The following is an 11389-nucleotide window of genomic DNA, read 5'->3' as shown; positions in this document are numbered from 1 at the left end:
GCAGCAGCGGTTTTAGCAACTGGCTTCGCGGCTGGTTTCGCAGCAGCGGTTTTAGCAACTGGCTTGGCGGCTGGCTTTGCAGCAGCAGTTTTGGTCGCTGGCTTCACGGCTGGTTTTGCAACAGCGGTTTTAGCCGCTGGCTTGGCTGGCGCTTTAGCCGGAGCACGGGCACCCAGCACTTTAGCTACGGCTTCCTTCACACGACCAACGCCCTGGGCCAGTTTCAGGCTTTCTTGAGCATCTTTTTTGAGTTGGGAAATGTAGGTGCGGGTTTCAGCTTGACGATCCTTGAGAGCATCCAGCAGGTCTTCGAGTTCTTTTACCGCGTCTTTGGCTTTGGCTTGTGCCTTGGCCTTGCCGGCAGTGGCGGCGTCTTGCAGTTTGGTGCGGGATTTGTGCAGCTTTTCTTGCGCTTTACCGCGTTGTTTTTCCAGCTTGGCGAGCAGTTTTTCTGCATCGGCCAACGCTTGGGAACATGCGCTTTCCAGATGTTCGAGCAAGCTGCCCGACAATTGTTGGAGTAAATGCAACGGGGTATTTACAGGCTTCTGTTTGGCCGACATGGTTTACCTCCTGGCTGACGTGGGTGCGGCTCATACTAGCCCTCTGCTCTTACCGCCGCTAGGGCATGTTGACAGTATCGTTTGCGTTGCGTTGCAACGTGCGAAAATTCTTATCGATATAACGAAAACACGCGGCACTTTTTACGCACTCGCACTGGCATAATCCGTCGCACTTTCGGCAGGAGAATGCCCATGTCGCGTTACCTTTTCCTTGTGCTGGGCCTGGCGATTTCCGCGGCCAATGCGAGCGAGCAATCACCGTCAAAAACCACGCCCCAGGACCAGCACGACCTCGCCTACAGCCTGGGCGCCAGCCTCGGTGAGCGCCTGCGCCAGGAAGTCCCGGACCTGCAGATCCAGGCCTTGATCGACGGCCTCAAGCAAGCCTATCAAGGCAAGCCGCTGGCGTTGGATAACACGCGCATCGAACAGATTCTTGCCGAGCACGAAGCGCAGGCCGAAGCCGACGCCCAAGCGCCTAAAAGTGAAAAGGCGCTCGCCGCCGAGCAGCAGTTTTTAACCAAGGAAAAAGCCGTGAAAGGGGTGCGCGAGTTGGCCGATGGCATCCTGCTCACGGAACTGACACCCGGCACGGGTAACAAGCCTGGCGCGAATGATCAGGTCCAGGTGAACTACGTTGGACGATTGCCCGATGGCACGGTCTTCGATCAGAGCACACAACCCCAGTGGTTTCGCCTGGACAGTGTGATCAGCGGCTGGAGCAGCGCGTTGCAGCAGATGCCGGTCGGGGCCAAATGGCGCCTGGTGATCCCGTCGGCCCAAGCTTATGGAGCCGACGGTGCCGGCGAGCTGATCCCGCCGTATACGCCACTGGTATTCGAGATCGAATTACTCGGCACCCGTCATTGAGCCAATAAAAAACGGTGCGCCATGCGCACCGTTCTTATCTCGCCCGCAAAGGTCAGTCCTGAGTGACAGCTTCTTCCTTGTGGGCGTTGTGGAGCACTTCGATCAGGCAATCTTCCAGTTCGAAACGCTCGTGGAGCAGGCCACCCAACTCCTTGAATTTCTCAGCAACGCACTGGCCGGCATCACACAGGTCGGTGAACGCCAGCAGTTTCTCAGTGATGACATCGATACGCGGGTAAAGGGTCTCGGCCAGTTCCAGACCACGCTTATCATCGAAGGCTTCCGCCTCCTTGGTCAGTTGCTCGTAGACACCGAAATGGCCAGCAGACACATAGTCCACCAACACTTCACAGAACTCCTGCAACGGCTTGCGATTCTCAGCCAGGGCCTCGGGCTTGGCGCCAAGAGCATCAAAGGCCCGAACCAGTTCGTGACGTGCCTTCAACCAGCTGTCGATCAGCTTGTGCACCCCACCCCAGCGTTCCTGAGCATTCTGACAACTTTCCAGCATGATGATCTCTCTTCCCTATAGGGGCGCTGCCGCCTGATGCCCGCGCAACACTTCAAGGATAAAACAGCAGCGGGACAAGGCCGCGTCTGACAAACGGTTTCAATAACGCGTGCGGGCCAGATTATGCCCCCATGACTATGGCTTCAAGGTACGCAGGAGAGAAAGTTCATACAAGTGTTTAATCCCGTCCTACAAACTGCGGCCTCCGATCAGCGCCCCGCTGAGCGCAACGGACGGCTCAAGAACAGTCGGGAAAATTGCATGACACCGAGGATCAACATGCCCAGGAAGAACAACAGGCTCCACTCGGGAAGGCTCAGGTCAAATAGCGTCCAGCTTATTTCCATACAATCGACCGTGCCTTCGACCGTCAATTGCAACGCCTGCCACAGCGACAGGTTCTCGAGCATGTGACTGAGACTGGGCCAGCAATCGGCGGCCTGATCCGCTGCGGCATTTTGCAGCAGCACCTGGCGTACGGCGGTGATGGCACCCAGCAACGCACAGACCATGCTCGTAAACCCGTACAAGTAAAAAGTGGAACGCCTGGGGTTGTGGATGGCGGCGACCAGATTGATCAGCGTGAAGGCAGCCAGGAAGGCCCGTTGCATCTGGCACAGGAAACAAGGGCGTAACGAGGCACCGAACTCCAGATAGAAGGACGCACCCAACGTCAGCGCACCCGCCATGAACGCAAGGAAAAACAAGGAGCGTGAAGGGGCCAAAGACATGCTTTATCCGCATCGCGAGAGATAGGTCGTTACGTTAGAGGAAAGGCCTGACCCCTTTCAATACGCGCCGGAGCAGACGATTCCGTGAGAACGTAGGGATATCCCGTCAGAGAATGGAGGACTTGAAGCGCATGAACGTAGGAGTTTGCTTCAAAGCCCCTCAGGGCCGGCATATGCGCAGCATTGAAGGGCTGGCCATCAGAAATATCTGAGCCAACCCTAGACTTCTTCCTGCATCAAACTCGGGCAGGAACTGGCAGCGGAGACGCCAGCAAGCGGTTATCCAATAAGCCCAGGCCTTCCTGGAACAGCTGGTTGCTGCGCTCGGTGTCGCCCAACTGCGCCAACAGCCGCGCCAGTTCGGCACAGGCCTCGGGATTACGTTGCACCTGCAGGCTGCTTTCCAGGTAATCACGCGCCTTGCCCCACAGGCTGTTTTGCAGGCACAGACGACCCAATGTCAACAACAGGCTGGCATCGCCCGGGTGGTCCTTGAGCCAGCCTTCGGCAAACTTCAATTGCCGGGCAGGGTCACTGCCACGCAGCAGGCCGTAGAGACGAATCAGGTGGCTGTCGTAGCCGCGCTTGATGGCACCGCGCAACGCTTCCTCCGCCTTGGCATCGGCGCCCAGTTGACGCAGTTGCTCGGCATAGGCCAGGACCAGTTGCGGCTCCTGGCGCTGGGCGGAAGTCAGTTGTTGCCAGGCCCGCTCAAGAGATTGCAAGCCGGCTTCGCCCTGCTCTTCGCGCTGGGCCGCCAGGCTCAGGTTCTCGCCCCAGGCACGCCGTTCCAGTTCGGCCAATTCGCTGGCGGGCAGCACCTTGTCCTTGCGCAGCTCCGGCAACAGGCGGATCACCGATGACCAGTCGCCACGCTGCTGGTGCAGACGCTGCAATTGGCGCAGCACTTGGCCGTTGTGGGGATGACGCTCGTGCATGGCCTGCAAGGTGGTGAGCGCGCCGTCAGTATCGCCACGGTCCAATTGCAACTGCGCATGGCTCAAGGCAATCGCCAGCTCGGCCTGGGGCTGACGCTCCAGGGCGCGCTCGAGCAAACCGTCCGACTCTTCATAACGGCCCTGCTCATTCGCCGCCCGGGCCGCGCCCAGGTAGTACAGCAATGGCTGGCGCTCGGCTTCGGCGGCACGGTGCAGGTGACGTTCGGCACTGGCCCAACGGCCTTCGGCGAGGTCCATCTGGCCCTGTTCAATGGCGATCTGCACGCGGCGACTGCGGTTACGTCGTGACCACGGGTTGACCACGCCACCCGAGGTGGTGACCAGGCTCAGCAATACGCGGATCAAGTAGATAGCCAGGGCGAAGACAAACACCGCCACCACGGTAGCCCATAGGCTCGACTCGTAATGCAGCACGTGAGGGTAGGTAATCAGCACGTAGCCGGTGTGTTTCGAAATGCCCACGGCCAGTGCCAGGGCGATTGCAATCGCCAGCACCAGGATCACATAGAAACGCTTCATCGGCTCTACTCCTGCTTCGCCGACGTGGCCGCCGGCGTGGCAGCCGCCTTGGCTTCGTCGGCAGACAGATGACGACGTTCGAGGTACGCCTGCACCGCAGCCAGGCTCGCCGCCAGGTCCGGGGTCACCACCGAGACCGCCTTGGGCTCAAGCTCGGCGATACGCGCCAGCATCGCCTTGCTCTGCGGGTTGTCCTGGTTGAAGTTGTCCTGCAACACGCTGCGCGCCTCGCCCAGGGAGCGGCTGTACACCGCCGATTCACCATTGAGCGCCGCCCATTGTGCCTGCTCCAGGGCCAGGCTGAGGGCCAGGCGTACCTGGTTCAGGCCTTGACCGGCGAGCAGTGGACGAATGTTGTCGTCTGGGTTGAAGTCGATGCGGAAGTAACGGGAAATCTGCTCCCACCACTGGCTCCAACGGCTGTCCGTATCGGTGCTCGGACGCCCTTGGGATGCGGGCTCGGTCAGTTGATACTCAGGGGCAATGGCCGCCAGTTGCACGACCTGATCACGCAACGCCGCCAATTGCAGATACAGCCCGGTGCGATCCGGCTGCTCGGTACTGCGCAACGCGGCAAGGCTCTTGGCCAACTGCTCGCGGGCGGCGTAGGAGCCTGGATCGCTTTGCTCGCGAAGAATCTCATCGGCGCCCTGGACCAACGCCTGGGCGCTGTTGATGTCCTGCAAGGCAGACAAGCGCAAACTCGCCAGGCGAATCAGGTGCTCGGCCTCAGCCAGGCGCCAATCCTTGCGGCTGGCACCCAGCACGGTTTCCAGGCGCTGGCTCAAGCGCTGCTGGTCACCCTGCAACTGGGCCACCAGCCGACGGCGCTCCTCAAGCTCATCCGCACCCGGCAGTTGCGCCAGGCGTGCAGCCAGTTGTTGCTGGCTTTGCTTGAGGGCCTGGGATTGGTCATCCAGGGTCTGCACTTGGCCCAGTTGGTGCTGGCTGCTGGCTTGCAGGGCACGGACCTGCCAGAGACCCCAACCGCCGGCGGCAACACCCGCAGCGCCAAGCAGCAGGGCGACAACTGCCAGGCCATTGCCGCGGCGCGGCGCGGTGACCGGTGACTCAACCGGCGCATCAAGTGCGGGTTGGGTTTCATCTTTAGGCAAGGCTGTTTCGCTCACGTATCCGTCCTTTGCGTATCAGAGAGTGGGAACGGCATGACTCCGTAACGCCACTAACAAAGCCGCGGCATTCGCGCCGCGACAATCCACAACTTTTTCTGCGCCAGCGGCCCGCGCCATCTCGGCGACTCGCGGGCTGGGCACGAACAACGGCAGCTGCGCCACCTGTGGCCAATCGGGTCCGGCCAGGGCCTGCAGGTGCAAAAAACCCTGCCCACTGCTGACCACCAGGCCGTTCAAGCGTTCCAACTGGATGCGCTGGGTCAGTACGCCCGTGTCGTAGGCCGGTAGGAAACGGCGATACAACTCCAGGTAGTCGACACTAGCACCTTGCTCGCGCAAACGCTCAGCCAGCAGCTCCCGCCCCCCCTCGCCGCGCAGGATCAACACCCGCGCACCGGGCCGTGCGATAGCCTCGCGCAACGCAGGCAATTGAAGCAAGGCCTCGCTGTCGTCGCCGGTTTGGGGATAGTGAACGGGAAGGCCGTGATCAGCCAGGACCTGCGCGGTGGCCGCACCGACGCTGAACCACGGCAGTTGCGGCCAGGCTTGATCCAACTGCTGCACGGCAAGCCGCGCGGCCGGTTTACTCACCACGATCACCGCACAGTAGCGACCAAGATCGCCGAAGACGGCCTGTTGTTCGGGGGTAACGGGTAACGGTTCGATGTCCAGCAAAGGCAAGCTGCTGCTGAAGATACCGGCTTCGGACAACGCCGCCGCCAGGGCCGCCGACTCCTCGGCAGGCCGTGTCAGCAGCACGCGCCAACCGGTCACTGCGGGCCGGCCTCGCCGTAGACTTTTTGCAGAATGGCGCCTGCGCCCTTGTCCAGCAGCTCTTCAGCCACCTGGACACCCAGGGCGATGGCGTCACGTTGCGGGCCACGGACTTCGGCAGTCAGCAGAGTGCCCCCATCCGGATCCCCAACCAGGCCACGCAGCCACAGGTTTTCACCTTCGAGCACGGCGTAGCAGGCAATCGGCACCTGGCAGCCACCGTTGAGGTGCTTGTTCAAGGCGCGTTCGGCCGTGACACGCACTTCGGTCTCGTAGTGATCCAGGGGTTTGAGCAACGCGTGGATTTCACGGTCGGCAGTGCGGCATTCAATGCCCACGGCACCTTGTCCACCGGCAGGCAGGCTGTCTTCGACGCTGATGGCCGAGGTGATGCGGTCTTCGAAGCCCAAACGGATCAGGCCGGCGGCGGCGAGGATGATCGCGTCATACTCACCGGCATCCAGCTTGGCCAGGCGGGTGTTGACGTTGCCACGCAGGAAGCGAATCTGCAGGTCCGGACGACGAGTCAACAGCTGTGCCTGGCGACGCAGGCTGGAGGTGCCGACAATGCTGCCCAAGGGCAGGTCGTCCAAGGACGCATAAGTGTTGGAAACGAAGGCGTCACGCGGGTCTTCACGTTCACAGATGCAAAACAGGCCCAGGCCTTCGGGGAAGTCCATGGGCACGTCTTTCATGGAGTGCACGGCGATGTCGGCTTCGTTTTCCAGCAGCGCGGTTTCCAGTTCCTTGACGAACAGGCCCTTGCCGCCGATCTTCGACAGCGGCGAGTCGAGCAGCTTGTCGCCGCGACTGACCATGGGCACCAGGGTCACCTTGAGGCCGGGATGGGCCTGCTCAAGGCGTGCTTTGACGTATTCGGCCTGCCACAAGGCCAGGGCGCTTTTACGGGTGGCGATGCGGATTTCGCGAGAGGACATGGATCAATCCGTACTGAATAGATACGGCAGATAATAACAGCTCAGGCAAATACGCTTTGATTTGAATCAGCAAGTGCGGGGCCTCCCTGGCCACGTCGCACCGGGATAATGAATGCAGGCTTGCCAAAACCCTCGGGCTAAAGCTGCTGCATCATCTTGCGCACGCCGGCGACATGGCGCCGGCTGACGATCAACGCATCCCCGTTAAGCCCTTTGAGGAATAACTGAAAGTGCCCGAGGGGCGTGCGCTGCAGGCGCTCGATTCGCTCACGGGCCACCAGCGCGTTCCGGTGGATTCGCACGAAGCGGTCACCGAATTCATCCTCAAGGGCCTTGAGCGGCTCATCGAGCAACACTTCGCCAGCCTCATGCCGCAGGGTCACGTACTTGTGATCGGCAATGAAGTAGACCACCTGGTCCAAGGGGATCAACTCGATACCTTTGCGTGTGCGGGCGCTGATATGGCTGCGCGGCCCGTTACCGCTCTGGGCGGCCGGCTGGGTCAGGGCAGCCAGTTGGGCGCGGTTGGGGCGCTCGGCTTTCTTCAAGGCCCTGAGCAAAGCCTCGGCAGTCACTGGCTTGACTACGAAGCTGACACCACTGGCTTCCAGTGTCTGCGCGGCAAACTCTTCTTGCGCGGCGCACAACACCACGGCAGGTGGCGATTCGCGCTCACTCAGGCGGGCAGCAACTTGCAGGCCATCAAGACCCGGCATGCGAATATCGAGCAACACCACGTCCGGCTTGAGGCTGTCGATCAACGTCAACGCCTCCTCGCCGCTGGTGGCACTCGGTTCAAGGACTGTATAACCCTCGAGTTCACTGACCAAACGGCTCAGTCGCTCGCGGGCTTGGGGTTCGTCATCAACGATCAGGACATTCATATAGCGCTGGATTCCTGCGTGAGTCTCGCACAAGGATAGCGTAGACAGGTGCGGTGACTTGCGTCACAGCGATCCACGCTAAGACTAGCGCGAGCGGCAAAAAGTGCCCTGACAGCGGCACCCATATTTACCCGGACCTGTTCAATAGCGCCCAAGACCTGCTGCCTTCGGGCATCGTCGTAGGGTTTGCTGATACACAATCCGAATACCCCCCTTTTAAATGGATAGTCAGGCTCTGACCGCATTACCCGACTTTGGTGCATTCACACACTATCAGTCCAACTGTAGACGCTCGCCGAGACGATATTGCTCAATCGTCAAATATCGTATCAATAAGCAGCTGCCTCCAGTCTCGTCCCGGACGCGGTCGGCGGCAAGGCACTTAGCCATCCTTTGCACAAATAAAAATGCCGACGACCCGCAGCACCGCCTCCAAGGGCAACCCTGTTATTATCGCCGCCACACTTTCATGCCTCTTAATAAGCAGACCACGAGCGAATCCATGAGCACCGACAAGACCAACCAGTCCTGGGGCGGCCGCTTCAGTGAACCCGTCGACGCCTTCGTCGCCCGCTTCACCGCCTCCGTCACCTTCGACCAGCGCCTGTACCGCCACGACATCATGGGTTCCATCGCCCACGCGACGATGCTGGCCAAGGTCGGCGTGCTGACCGACGCCGAGCGCGACAGCATCATCGATGGCCTGACCACCATCCGCGGTGAAATCGAAGCCGGTACGTTCGACTGGCGTGTCGACCTGGAAGACGTGCACATGAATATCGAAGCCCGTCTCACCGACCGAATCGGTGTGACCGGCAAGAAACTGCACACCGGTCGTAGCCGTAACGACCAGGTGGCCACCGACATCCGCCTGTGGCTGCGCGATGAAATCGACCTGATCCTGGCCGAAATCACCCGCTTGCAGAAAGGCTTGCTCGAGCAGGCCGAGCGTGAGGCGGACACCATCATGCCTGGCTTCACCCACCTGCAAACCGCACAACCCGTGACCTTCGGCCACCACCTGCTGGCCTGGTTCGAGATGCTCAGCCGCGACTACGAGCGCCTGGTAGATTGCCGCAAGCGCGCCAACCGCATGCCGCTCGGCAGCGCAGCGCTGGCCGGCACCACCTACCCGATCGACCGCGAGTACACCGCACAACTGCTGGGTTTCGACGCCGTCGGCGGCAACTCCCTGGACGGCGTGTCCGACCGCGACTTCGCCATCGAATTCTGCGCCGCCGCCAGCATCGCGATGATGCACCTGTCGCGCTTCTCCGAAGAGCTGGTGCTGTGGACCAGTGCGCAATTCCAGTTCATCGACCTGCCGGACCGTTTCTGCACCGGCAGCTCGATCATGCCGCAAAAGAAAAACCCCGATGTGCCCGAACTGGTGCGTGGCAAGAGCGGCCGTGTATTCGGCGCACTGATGGGCCTGCTGACCCTGATGAAAGGCCAGCCTTTGGCCTACAACAAGGACAACCAGGAAGACAAGGAACCGCTGTTCGATGCCGCCGACACCCTGCGCGACTCGCTGCGCGCGTTTGCCGACATGATCCCCGCGATCAAGCCCAAGCACGCGATCATGCGTGAAGCGGCCCTGCGCGGTTTCTCCACGGCGACTGACCTGGCGGACTACCTGGTACGCCGTGGCCTGCCGTTCCGCGACTGTCACGAGATCGTTGGCCATGCGGTGAAATACGGCGTCGACACCGGCAAGGACCTGGCGGAAATGAGCCTGGAAGAGCTGCGCCAGTTCAGTGACCAGATCGAACAGGACGTGTTTGCCGTGTTGACCCTGGAAGGCTCGGTGAATGCCCGTAACCACGTGGGCGGTACCGCGCCGGCACAGGTGAAGGCTGCGGTCGCTCGCGGCCAGGCCCTGCTCGCCAGCCGCTGAAAAAGGTGGGAGGGGGGCAACCCTCTCCCACATTTGATCATTTTTTGGCCGCAACCATCGCCAGGAACGCCGGCATCGCGGCCTCCCTGTCCGCCGCCACCTTCTGCGCATTAGGCATGGCATGCAGTCGCTCCAGCAACGCTCTGGCCGCCGGCAATTCAGCCAACAGGTCCAGGCCAAACAGCTTCTCGCCCACCGCACAGGCGAGGTTCACGCTGTACATGAAATACAGATCCGCAATCGTAAAGCCCTCCCCCGCCACATAAGGCGCGAACGTGCCGTGACGGCCTAAAGAGCCGACCCCCAGCAGCAACTCAGCCCTGGATTTCGCCTTGATCGCCTCCGGCACCGGCATACCGAAAAACGCCTCGGCAAAACACGCGCGGGCGGGCAATTCGATGTACAGCTCGATTTCCCTGCACAACGCCAGCACTTGGGCACGCTGGAACGGGTCGGCCGGCAACAGCGACGGGCCTTCCTGGGAGTGCTCGATGTATTCGAGGATCACACTGGTTTCGTTGATAAACCCCTGCTTCACGCCCAGCACCGGCACCTTGCCACGCGGGCTGACCGCCAGGGCTTCAGGGGTTTGCCCGGCATAAAAGGGCACCTCCTCAAAAGCCAGGCCTTTCTCCAGCAGTGCCAGTTTCACCATGTTGTAGTAGTTGCTGACCGAGAATCCGTAAAGCTTGAGCATCGCAAAGCCTCCAGGCCGTGTGCGGGGTTGGCTGCAGGAGTTATAGATCCCCGGCCCCCGCCTGACCAGCAGCATCACCTGCCTGAATGGGGGTAGACTGGCGCCCTTTCCTTGAGGAGCCTGCCATGAGCGAGCCGACCGATATCGACAGCGACGAAGAAGCGTTCACCGAAAACACCTTGATCGAAGCGATCGAAAACCAGATCGAAAGCGACAATCCGCCCGCTGCCAAGGCCACTTTCAATAAACTGACCCTGGTGGGCTATGAACGTGAAGAGATCCTGAATCTCATGGCTCATGTGTTGGCTTTCGAGATCGACGCGATGCTGGATGATGACCGCGCCTTCAATACCGAATGGTATGAAACAGCGCTGCGGGCACTGCCTGAGCTGCCGCCCGAAAAGGAATAATCCCGGCACACCGCAACACGCTGGACAGTTCGGCAAAGTGCGTTCACCTTATGGCCTGCTAGCCTCTAATAAATTTTAGAAAGTCTGGAGTCCTTATGTCGTATACCCCTGAGTTGGTTGCCGAACTGGAAATCCTTGTACTCTTCCCCTTGGACAGCACCAAGGAAGGTCTGAAAGTCCATCAGACCGCCGCTCCCTCTGCCATCGCCGCTGCCAAGCGCCTCCATGCGAAAGGACTTATCGATCAACCGGACGGGGGCTACCTGACCAGCCTTGGCCGGGACGCTGCAGAGCAGGCCCAAACCCTGCTGACCATCCTGAGCACCGCCAACACCAAAGAAGCCGCCTGATCCGTATACCGCCCATGGAGTCCGGCTCCTGCGGACTCCGAGGGCACTGCTGTGCAACGGCCCGCTTTTTGACGTCAAAAACCATTTCCCTCTAAACCTCCTACGCGACTGGCTGTAAACTCCTACATGGCCGCCCGCGTCGGGCCCTGCGAG

The 11389-nt window shown here is 60.7% G+C and carries 13 protein-coding genes and 1 pseudogene; 4 read left to right on the top strand and 10 right to left on the bottom strand.

Annotated features, from left to right (window positions below):
- On the bottom strand, nt 1–563 hold a 563-nt coding region (locus BM416_RS12440; RefSeq protein ID WP_218190218.1), incomplete at its 3' end, for an AlgP family protein.
- Nucleotides 564–755: 192 nt separating this feature from the next.
- Here BM416_RS12440 and BM416_RS12435 point away from each other — a divergent pair.
- Nucleotides 756–1433 (top strand): FKBP-type peptidyl-prolyl cis-trans isomerase, encoded by a 678-nt coding sequence (locus BM416_RS12435; protein ID WP_092488235.1) that lies wholly within the window; start codon nt 756–758, stop codon nt 1431–1433.
- A gap of 52 nt (nt 1434–1485) precedes the next feature.
- On the opposite strand, the gene rsd is transcribed toward BM416_RS12435, so the two are convergent.
- The 8 genes and pseudogenes from rsd to BM416_RS31145 all read right to left on the bottom strand — a co-directional run.
- Nucleotides 1486–1944, bottom strand: coding sequence for a sigma D regulator (rsd, locus tag BM416_RS12430; protein ID WP_092488234.1), 459 nt, complete (start codon nt 1942–1944; stop codon nt 1486–1488).
- 209 nt (nt 1945–2153) lie between these two features.
- Complete coding sequence (locus BM416_RS12425) at nt 2154–2675, bottom strand: disulfide bond formation protein B (RefSeq protein ID WP_092488233.1); 522 nt, start codon at nt 2673–2675, stop codon at nt 2154–2156.
- A 236-nt stretch (nt 2676–2911) separates the two neighbouring features.
- Entirely contained in the window at nt 2912–4153 is a 1242-nt protein-coding gene (locus BM416_RS12420; RefSeq protein WP_092488232.1) for a heme biosynthesis protein HemY, read from the bottom strand.
- A gap of 5 nt (nt 4154–4158) precedes the next feature.
- Nucleotides 4159–5283 carry a uroporphyrinogen-III C-methyltransferase gene (locus BM416_RS12415; protein ID WP_027608332.1) on the bottom strand — a complete coding sequence of 375 codons (1125 nt, stop codon included), beginning with the start codon at nt 5281–5283 and terminating at the stop codon, nt 4159–4161.
- Between the two features lie 18 nt (nt 5284–5301).
- The gene (locus tag BM416_RS12410) at nt 5302–6060 is read right to left on the bottom strand and encodes a uroporphyrinogen-III synthase (protein ID WP_092488231.1); all 759 of its coding nucleotides are present in this window, start codon (nt 6058–6060) and stop codon (nt 5302–5304) included.
- Entirely contained in the window at nt 6057–6998 is a 942-nt protein-coding gene (hemC, locus tag BM416_RS12405) for a hydroxymethylbilane synthase (protein WP_092488230.1), read from the bottom strand. Before hemC ends, BM416_RS12410 begins: the two co-directional genes overlap by 4 nt.
- Before the next feature lie 137 nt (nt 6999–7135).
- On the bottom strand, nt 7136–7882 hold the full coding sequence (locus BM416_RS12400; protein WP_065926678.1) for a LytR/AlgR family response regulator transcription factor: 747 nt from the start codon (nt 7880–7882) through the stop codon (nt 7136–7138).
- Nucleotides 7879–7995: pseudogene (locus tag BM416_RS31145) on the bottom strand (sensor histidine kinase); the annotation flags it as partial. The gene BM416_RS12400 and the pseudogene BM416_RS31145, both read right to left, overlap by 4 nt.
- A gap of 389 nt (nt 7996–8384) precedes the next feature.
- Here BM416_RS31145 and argH point away from each other — a divergent pair.
- Entirely contained in the window at nt 8385–9779 is a 1395-nt protein-coding gene (gene argH / locus BM416_RS12395) for an argininosuccinate lyase (RefSeq protein ID WP_065926679.1), read from the top strand.
- Nucleotides 9780–9816: 37 nt separating this feature from the next.
- Here argH and BM416_RS12390 read toward each other — a convergent pair whose 3' ends face one another.
- A complete protein-coding gene (locus BM416_RS12390; RefSeq protein ID WP_092488229.1) occupies nt 9817–10476 on the bottom strand; it encodes a glutathione S-transferase family protein in 660 nt (219 codons plus the stop codon).
- A 125-nt stretch (nt 10477–10601) separates the two neighbouring features.
- Here BM416_RS12390 and BM416_RS12385 point away from each other — a divergent pair, with 125 nt between their 5' ends.
- On the top strand, nt 10602–10886 hold the full coding sequence (locus BM416_RS12385) for a hypothetical protein (protein WP_065948748.1): 285 nt from the start codon (nt 10602–10604) through the stop codon (nt 10884–10886).
- A gap of 95 nt (nt 10887–10981) precedes the next feature.
- Nucleotides 10982–11236 carry a TIGR02647 family protein gene (locus BM416_RS12380; RefSeq protein WP_027608325.1) on the top strand — a complete coding sequence of 85 codons (255 nt, stop codon included), beginning with the start codon at nt 10982–10984 and terminating at the stop codon, nt 11234–11236.
- Nucleotides 11237–11389: the final 153 nt, after the last annotated feature.

Source organism: Pseudomonas sp. NFACC42-2 (assembly GCF_900116055.1).
In the GTDB taxonomy this organism is placed as follows: Bacteria; Pseudomonadota; Gammaproteobacteria; order Pseudomonadales; family Pseudomonadaceae; genus Aquipseudomonas; species Aquipseudomonas marginalis.
Note: the sequence above shows the minus strand (reverse complement) of the source record. Positions and strands in the feature narration are given on the sequence as shown.